The sequence below is a fragment of the Micromonospora sp. NPDC047753 genome, assembly GCF_040642735.1.
In the GTDB taxonomy this organism is placed as follows: Bacteria; Actinomycetota; Actinomycetes; order Mycobacteriales; family Micromonosporaceae; genus Micromonospora.
In genome coordinates this window covers 1-17,440 of sequence record NZ_JBEYSL010000022.1, presented here as the reverse complement: position 1 = coordinate 17,440, position 17,440 = coordinate 1, and the positions used below count along the sequence as shown (strand labels likewise).

The 17,440-nt window shown below is 68.7% G+C and carries 13 protein-coding genes; 6 read left to right on the top strand and 7 right to left on the bottom strand.

Annotated features, from left to right (window positions below; translation table 11 throughout):
• The first annotated feature begins 125 nt into the window (after positions 1-125).
• The 4 genes from ABZ749_RS03735 to ABZ749_RS03720 are packed head-to-tail and all read left to right on the top strand — an operon-like array spanning position 126 to position 4,415.
• A complete protein-coding gene (locus tag ABZ749_RS03735) occupies positions 126-602 on the top strand; it encodes a hypothetical protein (protein ID WP_357222425.1) in 477 nt (158 codons plus the stop codon).
• A 19-nt stretch (positions 603-621) separates the two neighbouring features.
• Complete coding sequence (locus ABZ749_RS03730) at positions 622-2,673, top strand: N-acetylmuramoyl-L-alanine amidase (protein WP_357222423.1); 2,052 nt, start codon at positions 622-624, stop codon at positions 2,671-2,673.
• Positions 2,674-2,690: 17 nt separating this feature from the next.
• Positions 2,691-3,683 carry an esterase family protein gene (locus ABZ749_RS03725; RefSeq protein ID WP_357222421.1) on the top strand — a complete coding sequence of 331 codons (993 nt, stop codon included), beginning with the start codon at positions 2,691-2,693 and terminating at the stop codon, positions 3,681-3,683.
• A 21-nt stretch (positions 3,684-3,704) separates the two neighbouring features.
• A complete protein-coding gene (locus ABZ749_RS03720) occupies positions 3,705-4,415 on the top strand; it encodes a DNA alkylation repair protein (protein WP_357222419.1) in 711 nt (236 codons plus the stop codon).
• Here ABZ749_RS03720 and ABZ749_RS03715 read toward each other — a convergent pair.
• On the bottom strand, positions 4,412-6,691 hold the full coding sequence (locus tag ABZ749_RS03715; protein WP_357222417.1) for an LLM class flavin-dependent oxidoreductase: 2,280 nt from the start codon (positions 6,689-6,691) through the stop codon (positions 4,412-4,414). The genes ABZ749_RS03720 and ABZ749_RS03715 overlap by 4 nt on opposite strands.
• A gap of 276 nt (positions 6,692-6,967) precedes the next feature.
• On the opposite strand from ABZ749_RS03715, the gene ABZ749_RS03710 reads away from it, so the two are divergent.
• The gene (locus ABZ749_RS03710) at positions 6,968-7,903 is read left to right on the top strand and encodes a hypothetical protein (RefSeq protein WP_357222415.1); all 936 of its coding nucleotides are present in this window, start codon (positions 6,968-6,970) and stop codon (positions 7,901-7,903) included.
• Positions 7,904-8,077: 174 nt separating this feature from the next.
• Positions 8,078-9,787: a cellulose binding domain-containing protein gene (locus ABZ749_RS03705; protein ID WP_357222412.1), complete on the top strand. Its 1,710-nt coding sequence runs from the start codon at positions 8,078-8,080 to the stop codon at positions 9,785-9,787.
• Between the two features lie 84 nt (positions 9,788-9,871).
• On the opposite strand, the gene ABZ749_RS03700 is transcribed toward ABZ749_RS03705, so the two are convergent.
• The 6 genes from ABZ749_RS03700 to ABZ749_RS03675 form a co-directional block, all read right to left on the bottom strand.
• The gene (locus ABZ749_RS03700; protein ID WP_355006242.1) at positions 9,872-10,858 is read right to left on the bottom strand and encodes a LacI family DNA-binding transcriptional regulator; all 987 of its coding nucleotides are present in this window, start codon (positions 10,856-10,858) and stop codon (positions 9,872-9,874) included.
• Positions 10,859-10,970: 112 nt separating this feature from the next.
• Complete coding sequence (locus ABZ749_RS03695; RefSeq protein ID WP_355006243.1) at positions 10,971-12,698, bottom strand: IlvD/Edd family dehydratase; 1,728 nt, start codon at positions 12,696-12,698, stop codon at positions 10,971-10,973.
• A gap of 87 nt (positions 12,699-12,785) precedes the next feature.
• Positions 12,786-13,670: a carbohydrate ABC transporter permease gene (locus ABZ749_RS03690; protein WP_357222409.1), complete on the bottom strand. Its 885-nt coding sequence runs from the start codon at positions 13,668-13,670 to the stop codon at positions 12,786-12,788.
• Positions 13,670-14,611, bottom strand: coding sequence for a sugar ABC transporter permease (locus tag ABZ749_RS03685; protein WP_357204979.1), 942 nt, complete (start codon positions 14,609-14,611; stop codon positions 13,670-13,672). Before ABZ749_RS03685 ends, ABZ749_RS03690 begins: the two co-directional genes overlap by 1 nt.
• A 75-nt stretch (positions 14,612-14,686) precedes the next feature.
• Positions 14,687-16,027 (bottom strand): extracellular solute-binding protein, encoded by a 1,341-nt coding sequence (locus tag ABZ749_RS03680; RefSeq protein WP_357222407.1) that lies wholly within the window; start codon positions 16,025-16,027, stop codon positions 14,687-14,689.
• 104 nt (positions 16,028-16,131) lie between these two features.
• Positions 16,132-17,304 carry an alpha/beta hydrolase-fold protein gene (locus tag ABZ749_RS03675; protein ID WP_357222405.1) on the bottom strand — a complete coding sequence of 391 codons (1,173 nt, stop codon included), beginning with the start codon at positions 17,302-17,304 and terminating at the stop codon, positions 16,132-16,134.
• Positions 17,305-17,440 lie beyond the last annotated feature (136 nt).

Genomic DNA, 17,440 nt, shown 5'->3' with positions numbered 1-17,440 from the left:
AAGGAATTCTTCATAGAACATTGACAGTCATCAGCGCCCTGAAGAAACTCTCAGCAATCGGTCCCCGGTCGGTGGCGGTCCCGTGACGCCATCAGTCGACCATCCCCGACCCGACGAGGAGCAGCGTGAGACGTATTCTCCTGGCCCTGCTGATGGCCCTCGGCGTCGCCGGCACGACGGTCCCGGCCACTCCGGCGCACGCGGACCCGGTCGGCACCCTGGCCTGCCCCTCCATCCCCGCCACCCGCGACCCGGCGGCGACCCTGGTCGTCTACCGGGTCGCCCGGGCCATCGTCTGCGACCGCGACAACCCCGGATACAGCGCGGGCCAGGTCGCCCAGTGCGTCCAACGGTCCAGCTTCCCCGACCGGTACGACCAGGCGGCCGGCACCGCCCGAGCCCAGCTCAACGAGGCGGCCCGCACCCACGCCATCGCCGGTGGATCCGCCACGGACGTGACCGGCGACGGCCGGGACGACATCGTCACCTTCACCCAGAACGCCCTCGCCGACGTCTACGTCGCCACCTCCACCGGCACCGGCTTCCTCGGCGCCACCCGATGGCACGACTCCTTCGGCCTCAACGGCGAGACGACGCTGTGATCAGCGGATTGGAGATCTCATGCGACTGACCAGGCGCACGTGCACCCTCTTACTGGCGGCGGCGCTGGCCGGCCAGGTCGCGGTCGCGCCGGCCGATGCGGCCGGACCCGCGGCATCCGGCTCGCTCACCGCCGACTTCACCCGGGCAGCCGCCGAGTTCGACGTGCCCCGGGACCTGCTGGTCGCCGTCGCCTACGGGGAGTCCCGGCTGGACGGGCACGGCGGCCTGCCCAGTCAGGCCAACGGGTACGGGGTCATGCACCTGGTCAGCAATCCCACCCAGCACAGCCTGGAGCGGGCGGCCACGCTCACCGGCGAACCGGTCGACAGCCTGCGCTCGGTCACCTCCGCCAACATCCGCGGCGGCGCGGCGGTGCTCCGCGACCTGGCCGACAACGAGGGGCTGTCCGGCGGGGCACGCGACCGGCTCTCCGCCTGGTATCCAGTGGTGGCGCGCTACAGCGCGGCCGTCGACGCGTCGACCGCCCGGCTCTACGCCGACCACGTCTACGACCTGCTGCGTACCGGAATCGCCGCCGGACCGGTTCGGGTCGCGCCGCGACCGCTCCGACCCGAACTCGGCCGCTACGCGGGAGTCGCCCCCGCGGGCACCGCCGGCGCGAACGTCGCGGCGGCGGTGCCGGAGTACGCGCCGGCCCGCTGGGTGTCCGCCTACGGCGGCAACTACCAGGCCGGCCGATCGGCGCGGATAACCACTGTGGTGGTGCACGTGACCCAGGGGTCCTACGCCGGCACGGTGAGCTGGTTCCAGAACCCGTCGGCGGGGGTGAGCGCGCACTACGTGGTGAAATCGAGCAACGGCGAGATCACCCAGATGGTGCGCGAGGGCGACACGGCGTATCACGCACGCTCGGCCAACCCCTACTCGGTGGGCATCGAGCACGAGGGCTTCGTCGACAATCCGGCCTGGTTCACCGACGCCATGTACCGGTCGTCCGCCGCGCTGACCCGCTACCTCTGCGACAAGTACGGGCTGCCGAAGACCCGTGCGTCGATCAAGGGACACAACGAGCTGCCCGGCAACGACCACACCGATCCGGGGCCGAACTGGAACTGGAACTACTACGTCTCCCTGGTCAACGCCGGCGGCTCGGGGGGTCGGTACCTGGCCGGTTCACCGACCGACTTCACCGGCGACGGCCGTGACGACATCGTCGCGTTCACCCAGGGCAGCCTCAACGACGTCTACGTGGCCACGTCCACCGGCAACGCCTTCGCCGGTACCTCGGTGAAGTGGAACGACTTCTTCGGCCTCAACGGCGAGACCCTGCTCAGCGGCGACGTCAACAGCGACGGCAGGGACGACGTCATCGCCTTCACCCACGGCACTCTCGGTGACGTCTACGTGGCCCTCTCCACCGGCACCAGTTTCGGCGGCGGCCAGAAGTGGCACGAGTGGTTCGCGCCGGGCGCGGAGGTCGGCGCGGTCGGCGACGTCAACGGCGACGGCCGGGACGACATCGTCGCCTTCACCCACGACACCAACGCCGACGTGTACGTGGCGTTGTCCACCGGCACGGGTTTCGGCCCCGGCCTCAAGTGGCACGAGTACTTCTCCATCCCCGGCGAGTTTCCCGCGCTCGGGGACGTCAATGGCGATGGTCGCGACGACATCATCACCTTCACCCAGGGGCCGCCCACGGCGAGCGACGTGATCGTCTCCCTCTCCACAGGAAGCGGATTTGGCGCGCCCCAGACGTGGCACGACCTGTTCGCCGTCGGGACAGAACAACCCCGCGTCGGGGACATCAACGGCGACGGCCGCGACGACATCGTCACCTTCACCTGCAACGCCGATGCCGACGTCTACGCTGCCGTGTCCACCGGCACCTCGTTCGTCGGCACCACAGTCAAATGGAACGACCTCTTCTGCCTGCCCGGGGAGTTCCCCTACCTGGGTGACTACAACGGCGACGGCAAGCACGACATCGTCGCCTTCACCAAGGGCAGCTTCAACGACGTCCACGTCGGCCTCTCCACCGGCACCACCTTCCTCGGCGCCACCAAATGGCACGACTTCTTCGGCCTAAACGGCGAAACCACCCTCTGACCCAAGGGAGACCGCACATGTTCGACGTTCCCCCGTCCGCGTCGATCAGCCGGCGCCGGTTGATCGGTGGCTCGGCAGCGGCGGCCGCCTCCGGCCTGTTCGGCGGCGCCCTCGCCGGGTCGTCCGCCGCCCAGGCCGCCGGTGACGGGTACGGCCTGCGCATCGTCGACCGCAACGAGAACGGCGGCCGGCTGCAGTACTACCGCTTCGCCACCGACGCCATCGAGTGGGATCCGGCCGTGAACGTGCTGCTACCCGACGGCTACCACACCAGCGGCAAGCGGTATCCGGTGCTGTACCTGCTGCACGGCGGCAACGCGGACTTCCGCACCTTCCACCTACAGGACAACATCGTCGGTCTGACCGCCGGCCGGGAGGTCATCGTCGTCATGCCGGACGCGTCGACCGGCTGGTACTGCAATCCGGTGACCAGCTTCGTTGGACCCCGCAACTGGGAGACGTTCCACATCGCCCAGTTGCTGCCGTGGATAGACGCGAACTTCCGGACGTTCGCCGAGTACAACGGACGCGCGGTCGCGGGCTTCTCGATGGGCGGCTTCGGCGCGCTGAAGTACGCGGCCAAGTACTACGGCCACTTCTGCTCGGTCAGCTCACACTCCGGGCCGGCCAGTCTCCGCCGAGACTTCGGACTGGTCGTGCACTGGGCGAATGCCACCTCCGCCGCGCTGGACCTCGGTGGAGGCACCGTCTACGGGATCCCGCTGTGGGACGAGGCCCGGGTCAGCGCCGACAACCCGGTCCAGCGCATTCCGAGTTTCCAGAACAAGCGGATCTTCCTGGCGGCCGGAACCTCCCCCGACCCGGTCAACTGGTTCGACACCGTCAACGAGACCCAGGTCCTTGCCGGTCAGCGCGAGTTCCGCGCGGCACTCGCGCGAGCCGGCATTCCGCACGAGTGGCGCGAGGTGCCGGGTGGGCACTTCTTCCGCCACGACCTGTTCGTCCAGGACCTCAACGGAATGCTCGGACGCCTACGCCGCGCGGGCTGACCCCCGGTAGCGTCGACGGTCATGGCCACCAGCGTCGACGTGCGTCGGGCACTCGCCAGCCTCGCCGACCCCCGTCGCGCCGAGGCATCGAGCCGGTTCCTCCAGATGGTTCCCGGCGGGTACGGCGAGGGCGACCGGGCCCTCGGTGTCTCCGTGCCCGACCAGCGCACGGTGGCCGCCCGGTTCTGGCGCGACCTGTCGCTGGCCGAGACGACGAAGCTGCTCGCCGAGGGCGCGCACGAGGAGCGGTTGACCGCGCTGTTCATCCTGGTGCGGAAGTTCGCCAAGGGCGACGAGCAGGAACGGTGTCGGATCTTCGGCACCGTCCTGGCCAACACCAGCCGCATCGACAACTGGGACCTGGTGGACTCGTCCGCGCCGTACATCGTCGGCCCCTGGCTGATCGACAGGGACCGGGGCGTCCTGGACCGGTTGGCCGAGTCGAGCCTCGTGTGGGAGCGGCGCACCGCCGTCATGGCGACCTTCGCCTTCATCAAGGCCGGTGACTTCGAGTGGACCTTCCGGCTCGGCGACCGGCTCCTGCACGACCCGCACGACCTCGTTCGGAAGGCGGTGGGCTGGATGCTGCGCGAGGTGGGCAACCGGGACAGAGCGGCGGAGGAGGAGTTCCTCGCCCGCCGCTACCGGGTGATGCCACGGGTGATGCTGCGGTACGCGATCGAGAAGTTCGAACCGCAGCGTCGCCGCGAGTACCTGTCCGGCATGCTCTAGTCGACCGCCCCGGCCGGTGGGATGGGGAAGTTCCGGTTGAAGACGTTGTCCGGGTCGTAGCTGGCCTTGATGGCACGCAGGCGGCCGAGGGTGGGCTCGGGCCAGGCATCCACCAGTCGAGCCGGATCGGTGTCGCTCTCGAAGCTGAGGTACAGGCCGTCGAGGTGCGGGTACAGCTCGGCCCACAGCTTGTCGAGCTGGGGTCGGCGCTCCGGGACGGTGGCGGCGAGCACCGAGAAGTTCTGCTGCCGGTGGGGATAGGCGGTCGTGTCCCGGGCGACGTCGTTGACCGCCCCACCGACGGACCGCACCTGCATGATCATCACGTCGCCGGAATGGATCATGTTGTCCATGAGGTCGGCCACCTGCGGTGTGACGTGGTGCAACAGACCGCTGCGGGTGTCCTCCAGCCCCTGCCCACGATGCTGGTTGCCCGGCGGCACGACGATCGCCGGGTACGGCACGAGCTGCGCCTGCTGGTCGAGGATCGGCCCGATCTCCAGGAACGGGCTCAGGGCGGACTGCGCCGCCTCGACGTCGTCACCGGCGTACACGAGGGTCACCTGGGCAGCCGGGGGGTTGCCACGGCGGCCGGGGAAGAGGGAGAGGAAGCTCGTCAACTCCCGTGGCGCGTCCTCGACCAGTCGGCCCCACCGGCGCAGCAGTCGGGCGGTGTCGGTCGCGTCCGCGACGAGCTGCGCGTAGACGACGTTGTCGACCTCGTACGCCTCCAGCTCGATCGCGGTGACCACACCGAAGTTCCCGCCGGCGCCCCGGACGGCCCAGAACAGGTCGGGGTGATGCTCGTCGTCGACCCGGAGCAGGCGGCCGTCCGCGGTGACGATCTCGGCGGCCACGACGTGGTCGATGGTCAGGCCGTACCTGCGCGCCAGGTATCCGACGCCACCGGTGGTGGCGAGACCACCGACGCCCACGTCTCCGTAGTCGCCTGAGCTCATGGCCAGGCCGTGCGGGGCGAGTGCCTGGGCCACGTCGCCCCACCGGGCACCCGGTTCGAGCCGCACCCGACGGGTCGCCCGGTCGAGCACCTGGACCCTGTTCATCCTCGACATGTCGATGACGACTCCCCCGTCGTTCGTCGACCGGCCGCTGATGCCGTGCCCGCCGCTGCGCACCGACAGGGGGACGTCCTGGGTCCGGGCGTACGTCACGGCGTCGACCACCTCGGCGGCGTTTCGCGGACGGATCACCAGGGCCGGCGACCCGTGCCGGCTGTAGGTGTGGCGCACCCGCTCGTACTCCGGGTCACCGGGCTCGACGGAGCTGCTGACCAGCGACGGGGGCAGCGCGTCGTAGTCGAGAGCGGGGTGCCGCTCGGCCAACGCGACTGTTGTGCGGGTCGGCCCGCCGCCGACCTCACCGCCGGCGCGCTCCCTGGCTACCGCCTCCCGCAGCGCGGGGGCGATCTCCTGCCCGAGGGTCTGGATGAGGCGTGAGTCGTCACGGCCGATCAGGAAGGTGCTGAACCCCTCCTCGACGACCAGCGGAAGGAGCTGGTCGACCCACTGCGCGACAGGACCCTGGAGGAAGCCGCGGCTGTGCGAGGAGACGTCGACAGTGAACAGGTTGAGCAGCCGTCGGATCTCCCGGGGCTCGCGCCCCGCGGCGATGGCCGCCTCGTCGATGAGCCGGTTGGCGGTCACCCGGTCCGGGGACCGCAGGTATTCCAGCGTCGGCAGCCAGCCGTTGGCCTTCTGGCCGGTCAGGGCCAGCATCTTCGGCTGGTACGCGCCGAGCCAGATGTCGATGTCATGTGCCGGCTTCGGGCCACGCTGCATGCCGGGTACGGGGTAGTACTCCCCGGTCAACCGCAGCGGTCCGGTGGCGGTGTCGTCCCAGACGCCGCGCAGGACATCGATCGCCTCGCGCAGCGCCGTGACGCCCTGCCCCGCGGTCAGCCGACGAGCCCCCATGCCCTCGATCCCGTCCCAGAACGCTCCGGCGCCGAGGCCCAGTTCGAAACGGCCGTGCGACAGCCGGTCCAGGCTCGCCGCGGCCCGGGCCAGCACGGCCGGCGGGCGCAGCGGCAGGCTGAGGACGTTCCCGGAGATCTGGAGCCGCTGCGTGCGGGCGGCGACCCAACTGAGCAGTGTCCAGGTGTCGAGGAACTCCGCGTTGTACGGGTGGTCCTGGAAGGTGACCAGGTCCAGCCCCGCAGCCTCGGTCTGCTCGGCCAGCGCCACCACCTGGTCCGGGTTGTGCACGCTGGGTGTCAGGAACGACCCAAACCGGAGTTCGTGCCCGTAGTCGGACATTGCTCACCATCCACGCGATCGTTTGATTCACTGATCATGTTGTGCATCTATCGTCTGTCACACAACTTATCTGCATCGCCAATCATTCCTGGAGTGCGGTGATGTCAGACGAGAATCAGCGCGGACTCAACGCCGCGAAGCTCGACGCCGAGAAGACGGTGAGCGCCGCCCCCGAGTCCGCCCGCCGCCCGCCCCGTCGGCCCTTCCCTCCTGGGAGGGAGTGCCTTCCCCTGTCAGCGGGGCCCGCCCACCCTGGGACGCCGACAGGATCGGTCCATGACGACATCGACACGGAGCGTCGGGCGGAGCGTCCATGGTCTGACGTACGCGGTGCTCGGCTGGGCCGTGGCATACGGGGGCGTGCGTCTGGCCTGGACGGTCGGTGAGGCTCCGGAGTTCGGGCGGCTCGGGCTCGACCTGCTCGGCTTCACCGGTTGGTGGTCGGTGGCGTTGTGCGCGGCCGCGGGCGGGCTGGCGGTTGCCCTGGACCGGGTGGCGACCTGGCGGCCAGCGCTTGCGGGGCTCGCCTGGGCTGTCGCTGGAGCGCTGGTCGCGGCAGCCGCGATCCTGCTGCCGGAGCTGGTGGGCTTCCTGCTGTTCACCGTCGGCCCGTTCTTCGACCCGTTGGCGTTCGTCAGCCGGCTCGGTTGCGTCAGCGGAGCGGTACTGCTCGCTCTGGCCACCGGGCGCTATCAGCGGCGCACCCGGGGCGACTGCCCGGCCTGTTGCCGGACGGTCCGACCGGGTACGCGGCGCTCGGCACCCGCGCGGTGGGCGCGCTGGGCCGCGTGGGTCGCCGTGGGCGGTCTCGTGACCCGCTTCGCGGCCCAGTTCGTGGTGGGGTTCGACAGCGTCGAGCAGAGCGCCTCCCTGCTCGGGCTGGAGATCGGCCTGGTGCTGGCCGGAGTGATGTTGCCACTGGCGCTGGTGCATCACTGGGGTGAGGTCTGGCCGTGGTGGGTTCCGCTGCTCGCCGGCCGGACGATTCCTCGCCTTGCGCTTCTGGTACCCGGCTTCGGGCTCGGCGCGGGCATCGTGGCCTACTTCGGCATGGGCATGGTGCAGGTGACGACGGGCTCGCACAGCGAGTTCTCCGACGCGTTCCTGTGGGTGGCGATGTCGGCGTACCTCGTCATCGGGCTGGGCCTGCTCGTCGCGTCCACCGACTACCACCTGCGCACTCGCAGCCCGTGCGGTGCCTGCGGCCGCTGACGGGACCGCCGACCGAGGGTCGGTTGCATTGACAGGGATCGTTGGACGAATTAACTTTCTGAATCAAGCACCTGGGAGCGCTCCCAACTACTCACCGTCCGACCATCGCTGAAATCCGCCAGAGCTGAGCCCTCCCGAGGCGTGGATACCACCACCAGTTCAGGAGGAGTTTCAATGAGAAGAAGCAGAAGAGCGACGAACGTCGCCCTGCTGTCGGCCGGCGCCGTCCTGGTGGCGTCCGCAGGCGTCGCGATGGCGGTGCCGGCGGGAGCCGCAGCCGCCGGCTGCAGGGTGGACTACAGCGTGTCGTCGCAGTGGCAGGGTGGCTTCGGCGCGAACGTCGCCATCACCAACCTCGGTGACGCAGTGACGAGTTGGACGCTGACCTGGAACTACAACGCCGGCCAGACCGTCACCCAGGCCTGGAACACGACACTGACGCAGAGCGGCACCGCGGTCACCGCCAGGAACGTCAGCTACAACGGGGCCATACCGACCAACGGGACGGTGTCGTTCGGCTTCAACGGATCCTGGACCGGCAGCAACCCCGATCCCACCACCTTCGCGTTGAACGGGGTGGGCTGCACCGGTGACACAGAGCCGACCCCGCCGCCGACGACGACTCCGCCGCCGACCGACCCACCGCCGCCGACCGGGCCGGCGGACATCACTGTTAACAACGCGACGAGGTACCAGACCGTCGACGGATTCGGGGCCGCGCAGTCGATCTGGGGTAGCGCCTGGTCGACGACGGACACGCAGACGTTGGTCGGGATGGGTGCCAACCAGTTGGGGCTGTCGATCGTGCGGACCGGGTTGTCGCCGGTGTCCAGCGAGTGGGCGACGCACGTGAACTCGTTGAAGACGGCGAAGTCGTACGGGTCGAACGTGAAGATCCTCGCCTCGCCGTGGACCGCGCCGGCGGCGTGGAAGACCAACAACAGCCGGGTCAACGGCGGCAAGCTGAAGACCGACTACTACGACGACTACGCCAACCACCTCAACAGCTACGTGCAGTACATGCGTGGCCAGGGCGTACCCATCGACGTCACGTCGGTGCAGAACGAGCCGGACTGGCACCCGGACTACGACTCGATGGACTGGAGCGGCACCGAGCTGCGCACCTTCGTCCGCGACCAGGGCACCAGGGTGCAGAACACCAAGCTGATGGTGGCCGAGGCGGTGAACATGAACTACAACTTCACCGACCCGACCCTCAACGACGCGACCGCCCGCAACAACATCGGCTACATCGGCGGGCACCTCTACGGCACCGAGGAGTCCGGCCGACTGCGGCCGTACTCGCTGGCCGAGCAGCACAACAAGCCGGTGTGGATGACCGAGTGGAACCTGCACGCCGCCGACGGTGGCGGCTCCAACATCTGGGGCAACCCCGCCAATGCGGCGGTCTGGAACGAGACCCTCGACGACATCATGCGCACTGTGCACAAGTCGATGGAGGCCAACTGGAACGCCTACATCTGGTGGTACGGCAAGCGCTACTACTCCTTCATCGGTGACGGCGAATCGGCGTTCGGCACCGTCGCCGGCGCACCCCTCAAGCGCGGGTACGCCTTCTCGCAGTACGCGAAGTACGTGCGCCCCGGCTACCAGCGGGTCGCCCTGACGAAGAGCTCGAAAGCCTCCCCGCTGGAGGTGACCGCCTACCAGGGCGACGGGAAGATCACCCTGGTGATCCTCAACCGCTCCAACAGCGCGGTCAACAACGCCGTGGTCCAGGCCCCGCAGAACGTCACCCGGGCCGAGCACTACCTCACCTCGCAGAACGCCAACGCGGCCAGCCAGCCCACCAGCGTCAACGGCGGTCAGGCCACCATCAACGTCGGCGCCCGCAGCATCTCCACCCTCGTCTTCACCCTCTGAACACCTCGATCACCACGTACGTCGCGGGAGCCCCGGCCACACGCCGGGGCTCCCGCCCGTCGACGGGGTCGGATCGTCGGCTGGTCAGGTGGCTGTCGGCGACGCCGTGCTCTGCCGCACCACGAGCTTGGGGACGACCAGTGGCAGGCGGTGCGGCACCGTGTCGTCGATGGCCTGGGTGACAGCGGTGATGGCCCGCCGACCGACCGCGTCGAAGTCCTGCTGGATCGTGGTCAGGGGCGGGATGAGGTAGGGCGCCTCGGGGACGTCGTCGAATCCGACGACGGAGATCTCGTGCGGCACCCGCCGTCCACGCTCGTGCAGCGCGCGCAGCACACCGATGGCCATCTGGTCGTTGGCGGCGAACACCGCTGTGGCCCCGGGCATCTCGTCGACCCGCAGCCCGGCGAGGTAGCCGCTGTGCGCTCTCCAGTCGCCCTCGACCGGCTCCGGCGGGCGTAGACCCGCCGCACTCATCGCCTGACGCCAGCCTTCGAGTCGGGCACGGGCCTCCGCCCAGTTGAGCGGGCCGCTCACGTGCACGATCTCCCGGTGTCCGAGGTCGAGAAGGTGGTCGGTGGCCATCCGGGCGCCGAGCACCTGGTCGACGCCGACCGTCACGCTGGCCCGGGACACGTCGCCCTCCACGACGACGAACGGGACGCTCGATCGCGTCATCCGCACCACCTCGAGGGCCTCGTCGTTGCCGGCGATCATCACGACGCCCTCCACGCCGACGCGCATGAGGTGTTCGGTGGCGTCGCTGAGCGCCCGTACCGTCACCTCGGACAGGCTCACCGAGGTGGCGAAGTAGCCGGCCGCCCGGGCCGCGTCCTCGACGCTGCGATGGATGCTGGTCGGACCGAACAGTGTCCTGGCCGTGCCGATGATGCCGATCATCCCGGACCGTCCGCGAACCAACGCGCGGGCCGCGGTGTTGGGGCGGTAGTCGAGCCGTCGGATCGCTTCGAGGACCCGTTCCCGGGTCTCGCGCCTGATGCTGGGCGCGCCGTTGATGACCCGGGACACCGTCTGGTGTGACACGCCCGCCAGGCGAGCGACGTCAGCCATGACCGGTGGCCGGTCGGCCGCCGTCACAGCGGCCTTTGTGTGAACTCGCACTGGCGGGCCATCCGTTCTTCCATGGAATCAGTTCCTCGTGGGCCTCGTCCGTTCGTGGCCGTCAGTGTGAGTGACGGGGCACCGCGCTGCCGCTGCCACCGACGAGGAAGTCGAGGTCCGCGCCGCTGTCTGCCTGCTGAACATGTTCGCTGTAGAGCCGTACCCATCCCCGGTCGGCCACCGGCTTCGGAGGCTGCCAGGCGGCGCGGCGTACGGCGAGCTCCGCGTCGTCGACCAGAAGGTCGAGGCGGCGCGTCGCGACGTCGACGGAGATCAGGTCGCCGCTGCGTACCAGCGCGAGCGGACCACCCACTGACGCCTCCGGTGCCACGTGCAGGACGCAGGTGCCGTAGCCGGTGCCGCTCATTCGGGCGTCGGAGATCCGCACCATGTCCGTGATGCCGTCGGCGAGCAACCGTCGTGGCATGGGCACGTTGCCCACCTCCGGGAAGCCGGGGTAGCCCCGGGGGCCGGCGTTGCGGACGACGATCACCGTGTCGGGGGTGACGTCGAGGTCCGGATCGTCGGCGGCGACCACGTACTCCTCGATCCGGTCGAAGACGAGCGCCGGGCCGGTGTGCGTGAGGAGGTGGGCGGAGGCGGCGGAGACCTTCAACACCGCCCCGGACGGCGCGAGCGAGCCGCGCAACACCACGGTGCCCGACCCGGCCGGCTGGAACGGCTCTTCCATGGTGGCGATGACGTCCCGGTTCCAGCACTGGGCGCCGTCGACGTTCTCCGCCACGCTCCTGCCGCTGACGGTGATGTGGTCCATGTGCAGCAGCGGGGCGAGTTCCTTCATCACCACCGGGAGGCCGCCCGCATAGGCGAAGTCCTCCATCAGGTACGTCCCGGACGGCATGAGGTTGACGAGCATGGGCACGTCGGCGGTGAGGGTGTCGAAGTCCTCCAGCGACAGGGGGACGCCGAGGCGTCCGGCGATCGCGAGCAGGTGTACGACCGCGTTGGTGGAGCCGCCGATGGCGGCGTTGACCCGGACGGCGTTCTCGAACGCCTGCCTGGTGAGCACCGAGGACAACCGTTGGTCCTGTTCGACCATGGCGACGATCCGGCGTCCGGCGGCTTGCGCGAGCGCGTACCGCCGGGAGTCGACCGCCGGCACCGCGGCCGCCCCCGGTAGCTGCACCCCCAGCGCCTCGGTCACACAGGCCATCGTGGAGGCGGTGCCCATTGTCATGCAGTGGCCCCGGCTGCGGGACATGCCGACCTCCGCCTCGGAGCAGTCGGCCGCCGTCATCCGACCGGCCCGCATCTCCTCGGTGAAGCGCCAGACGACGGTGCCGGAGCCGATGTCCTGGCCGCGGAACTTGCCGTTGAGCATCGGGCCGCCGGTCAACATCAGTGTCGGCAGGTCGACGCTCGCCGCTCCCATCAGCAGGCCGGGGGTGGTCTTGTCACAGCCGGAGAGCAGGACCACCCCGTCGAGCGGGTTGGCGCGGACCGACTCCTCCAACTCCATCGCCAGCAGGTTGCGGTAGAGCATGGTCGTGGGTCGCATCAGCGGCTCGCCCAGGCTCATCGCCGGGAACTCCAGCGGCAGGCCCCCGCTCTCCCACACGCCCCGCTTCACCGACTCGGCGAGGTCGCGCAGGTGGGCGTTACAGGGTGTCAACTCCGACCAGGTGGTGGCGATGCCGATCACCGGGCGACCGTCGAAGACGTCGTCCGCGAACCCCTGGTTGCGCATCCAGGACCGATGGATGAACCCGTTGCGGCCTTCCGCACCGAACCACTCCCCGCTGCGCAGCGGTCGATTCGTCGTCGACATCAGCACACCTCTCTGTCATCCGTCCGGCCGCGTCCTGCGCGGCGATCAATGCGCGTGTGGTGGATTGGCTGGTGGCGTCGGCGCGGCCTACCGGAGACCTCCGACGGAGAGGCCGCCACGCCAGTGTCGTTGCAGGCTGAAGAACGCGATGATCAGCGGAATCACGGACACCAGGGAGCCCAGGATGATGAGGCTCCACAGCGAGGTGGTTCCCGCGTTGTTCGCGGACGCGATTCCCTGCCAGAGGCCAAGGCCGACGGTGACCGGGAAGAGCCGGTTGTCGGAGAGCATGGCCAGCGGCAGGAAGTAGTTGTTCCAGGACGCCACGGCCGACAGGAGCAGCACGGTGACCACCGCGGGACGCATCAGCGGAAGGGCGATCTGGATGAACGTCCGTATCTCTCCCGCGCCGTCGACCCGCGCCGCGTCCAGGAGCTCGTCGGGCACCGCGTCGCGCGCGTACACGTGCATCAGGTAGACGCCGAACGGGTTGAGCAGCGACGGGAGGATCACCGCCCAGACCGTGTTCGTCAGGCCGAGCCGGGAGAACATGATGAAGGTCGGGATGACCAGAGCGGTGGCGGGCACCATCAGCGCGCCGAGCACGATGGCGAAGCTGAAGCGTCGGGCGGCGAACCGGTACTTGGCGAACCCGTAACCGGCCATGACCGCCAGGACGGTGGCGCCGACGCCGCCGGCGATGGCGTAGAGCGTGGAGTTGAGCATCCACCGCAGGTAGATGCCACCGTCGTAGGTGAAGAGCTGCCGCAGGTTCCCGAGGTAGTCGACCTGGTCGGTGAACCAGAGGGTGTTGCCGCCGCCGAACAGCCCGGGTGCGTCCTTGGAGCTGTTGACGATGACCCACCAGAACGGTACGAGGAAGTAGATCACCAGGAAGCCGAGGAGGATCTGCAGAGGGAGATAGCGCTGCGGTCGGCGGGCGCCGGCGCGGACGGTGGTGTGGTCGGTCATCAGAGGAAGCTCCTCCGCTTGCGGGTGAAGAACAGGAAGGCGTAGACGCAGATGAACACGAGCCCGCCGAGGGCGAAGGAGATCGCCGACCCGTAGTTGAAGTTGGCGAGCGAGAACGCCTGTTGGTACGCGTACATGTTCGGGGTGAAGTCCGCGCCGATGGTGCCCGCGGCGAGGTATCGCAGGATCTGCGGCTCGTTGAAGAACTGCAGGGTGCCGATGAGCGAGAAGACCAGGATGAGGATCAGGGCGGGCGCGATCAGCGGGATTTTGATCCGGGTCGCGATCTGCCACCGCCCGGCGCCGTCCATCCGGGCCGCCTCGTAGAGCGTCGGGTCGACGCCCTGCAACGCCGCGTACAGGATGATCATGTAGTAGCCGGCCCACTGCCAGGTGACGACGTTGAGCAGCCCGTAGAAGATCAGGTCGCTGCTCAGGAAGTCGGGTGCGGTGGCGCCGAACAGCCCGAAGATGTCGGTGAGCGGGCCGAAGCCCCTGCTGTAGAGGAACCCCCACATCACCGCCCCGATGACTGTGGGGATCGCGTACGGCAGGAAGATCATGAGGCGGGAGAAACGGGCGAACAGGGTGGTCACCGAGTCCAGGATGAGGGCCAGCGCGAGCGCGATGACGATCTGCAGTGGGATCGAGACCAGCGAGAAGCGGATGACGAACCACGCCCCGGACAGGAAGCTCGGGTCGGTGAACGCCTTCACGTAGTTGTCGAAGAGAACGAAGCTGGTGCCGCCGATCAGCTTCTTCTGAAAGAGACTGAGGTACAGCGCGTACCCCAGCGGGGCGATGAGGAACGCCAGGAACACGATCCCGAACGGCCCGACGAAGAGCCACCCCATCAGGTGTTCGCGGAGGTGCACCTTGCCACGGATCTTGCGCGTCTCAGGCTGAGGACGCGGTGCGCGCTTCTCGGTCAGGAGTGTCATCTTGGTCTCCGGGACGTGGACGGTGAGGGTGGAGGGTGGGCCGGCCGCTCAGTGCGGCGCGGCCCACCCATCCGGTCACTGAACGGTGAAGCCTTGTTCCTTGGCGTACTTCGCCACGTCCTCCTGGAGCCGGTCGGCAGCCTGCGAACCGGTGACGGAGCCCTTGATGATCTCGCTGACCTGCTTCGTCATGGCGTCGAGGTAGTACTGACCGAACGGGGCGTACGCGACGCCCTTGTAGGCGTCCGCGGCGGGAAGGTAGACCTCCTTGTTCGCCTGCTGGCCGTCGAAGAACGCCACCTTCAGGTCGACGAACGCGGGGTCCTTGAGCGCCGTGAGGTTCAGCGGGAAGATGATCTGGTTGGTCCAGCCGTCGGTGAGTGACTCCTTGTCGGCGTAGAGGCCGTAGGCGACCTTCGCGGCCAGCTCCGGCTTCTTGGCCTGCTTGGTCACCGAGAAGGCCGACCCACCCCAGTTGACCTGCACCGGGTTGGCCGAGTCCCACTGCGGCAGCGGCGCCACCGCGAACTTGCCGGTGTCCTGCCCCTTACCGACACCCGCGCCGGTGAGGTAGCCGGGCGCCCAGGCCGCCGAGATGTACGTCGCGTAGTTGCCGTTGATGACGCCGGAGATGTATTCCGGGGTGAACTGGTCCTGCGTACCGACCAGGCCCTTCTTGGCGAGGCCGCCCCAGTAGTCCAGCACGTCCTTGGACGCCTGGTCGTTGAGCTTCACCCCGATCGCCTTCGGCTGCGCCGGATCGTAGGTGAAGGGAGCAGCGCCCTTCTGGATCTGCAGCGCCATGGTGAGCGCCGAGACGTTCGCGCCGAGGTCACCGAAGAGCGGACCGCCGGCGTCCTTGACCTTCTGGGCGGCCTGCTCGTACTCGGCCCAGGTCTTCGGCGGCGTGATCTTGTATTTGTCGAAGATGTCCTTCCGGTAGATCATCGCCACCGGGCCGCCGTCGACCGGGACGCCGTAGACCTTGTCGCCGACCGACACGTCCTTCCAGGCGCCCTCGCCGTAGTTGGCCTTGACCGCGTCGAAGCCGTACTGCTTGATGTCGACGAGCGCGCCCTGGATCTGGAACGTCGGGATCCGGTCCGCCTCGACCATGATCACGTCAGGTGCGCCGGTGCCCGCCGAGATGGCGGTCTGGAACTTGTCGTACTCGTCGCTGCCCTGGCCGACGTTGGTCCAGCAGACCTGCACGTCGTCGTGCTGCTTGTTGAAGTTGTCGACGACGAGCTGGGTGTTGGGGTACCAGCCCCACATCGTCACGACCGGCACGTTCTGCTTGGTGATGGTGTTCGTGCAACTGCTCGCGTCGCTGCCGCCCTCGTCGGAGGAGCAGGCGACGAGGCCGGTTCCCGCCGCGAGCATGGCTACCGTGGCGAGTATTCGTCTTCTCTTCATTGAGATTGTTCCCTTCGGCGATGGCGGTGCACTGCATCCATGCGCTGGCGGGCGCCACCGGGGGCAGGATGCCCTGCTCCCGGTGGCGTCGCCGGCGACGGCTCCTAGCGCTTGAACAGACGGGGCGCCAGGTCGATGAGGTTCTTCTGCCACACGTCCCAGCCGTGCGGCCCGGGGGTGACCCCGTCGAACTCGTAGCGGATACCGAGGTTGTCCAACGTGGTCAGCGACGCCATGAAGCTCGGGTACACGAAGTCGGTCTGGTCACCGACGTAGAGGCGCAGCATCTTGGTGCCGTTGTTGATCGCCGCCACGTCGACGCCGGTGCCGCTGCCGAAACCGGCCGAGAACGCGGCGACGTAGGCGAACTCACCCGGGTAGGCCCGCAGCACCCCGAACGCCTGCCCGCCGCCCATCGACAGACCGGCGAGGGCCTGCTGCGACGGATCGCTGGAGATGTTGAAGCGGTCACGGGCCGTCGGAACGATGTTCTCCCGCAGTTCCCGGTTGAAGTTCGACGAGTTGCCGTTGCCCATCACGACGACCATCGGCGTCAGGTCGCCGTCGAGGAACTGATTGTCGAGGATCTGCTTGGCGCGGCCCATCTCCACCCAGTCCGTGTAGTTCTGGCCGCCGCCGTGCTGGAGGTAGAGGACCGGGTACGGCTGCGTACGGTTCGGGTCGTACCCGGGTGGGGTCCACACCAGCGCGGTGCGGTCCTGGCCGGCCACCGTGCTGGGGTAGGTCATGCTCTCGACCTTCCCGCCACGACCGGCGGGTACGTCCGACAGCAGTCGGGCACCGGGCCCGGGGATGAAGAAGGTGCTCCACATCGGCTCGGTGGTGACCTTCGTCGGGTTGGAGGTGTCCTTGACCGCGACCCGGTCCACGATCAGCCGGTAGTAGTAGAACCAGGGCTTCAGCGGGCCCACAGTGGCCCGCCACCGGTCACCGTCGCGGGTCAGTGGCAGTCGCAGCCAACTGCCGCCCGGTGCGACGTTCGCCCAGACAGTGACGTGCTGAGCGTCGGCGAAGTCCGTGGTCGTCTCGAAGGTGACGAACCCGTCCTCGGTGACGAAGGGCGTCGGGGTGGTGCCGGCCGGCGGCGGGGTGAACTCCCGCTTGAGCGGCTGGTGACCGGGGCTCGGCCCGTGGTCCCGCACGTGACCGAACAGTCGCGGCAGGAAGTCGACGAGGTTCTCCTGCCACGTGGTCCAGGTCGCGCCGCCGTCCGGGTTGACCCCGTCGAACTCGAACCGGACGTCGGCCCGGTCCAACGCCTTCGTCAGCCGGTAGGTGGTGTTGTACGCGGGATCGGTGACGTTGCCCGTGTAGAGGCGGAGCAGCTTGACGCATCGGTGACCACCCGTACCGCCTCCCGGACGTGCACGAGCCCGCAGACGTCACCCGCCT

Coding starts and splice junctions, on each gene's coding strand:
- ABZ749_RS03730 (WP_357222423.1), top strand. CDS start 622: ATGCGACTGACCAGGCGCACGTGCACCCTCTTACTGGCGGCGGCGCTG.
- ABZ749_RS03680 (WP_357222407.1), bottom strand. CDS start 16,027: ATGAAGAGAAGACGAATACTCGCCACGGTAGCCATGCTCGCGGCGGGA.
- ABZ749_RS03695 (WP_355006243.1), bottom strand. CDS start 12,698: ATGTCGACGACGAATCGACCGCTGCGCAGCGGGGAGTGGTTCGGTGCG.
- ABZ749_RS03685 (WP_357204979.1), bottom strand. CDS start 14,611: ATGACACTCCTGACCGAGAAGCGCGCACCGCGTCCTCAGCCTGAGACG.
- ABZ749_RS03725 (WP_357222421.1), top strand. CDS start 2,691: ATGTTCGACGTTCCCCCGTCCGCGTCGATCAGCCGGCGCCGGTTGATC.
- ABZ749_RS03710 (WP_357222415.1), top strand. CDS start 6,968: ATGACGACATCGACACGGAGCGTCGGGCGGAGCGTCCATGGTCTGACG.
- ABZ749_RS03705 (WP_357222412.1), top strand. CDS start 8,078: ATGAGAAGAAGCAGAAGAGCGACGAACGTCGCCCTGCTGTCGGCCGGC.
- ABZ749_RS03715 (WP_357222417.1), bottom strand. CDS start 6,691: ATGTCCGACTACGGGCACGAACTCCGGTTTGGGTCGTTCCTGACACCC.
- ABZ749_RS03720 (WP_357222419.1), top strand. CDS start 3,705: ATGGCCACCAGCGTCGACGTGCGTCGGGCACTCGCCAGCCTCGCCGAC.
- ABZ749_RS03700 (WP_355006242.1), bottom strand. CDS start 10,858: ATGGCTGACGTCGCTCGCCTGGCGGGCGTGTCACACCAGACGGTGTCC.
- ABZ749_RS03690 (WP_357222409.1), bottom strand. CDS start 13,670: ATGACCGACCACACCACCGTCCGCGCCGGCGCCCGCCGACCGCAGCGC.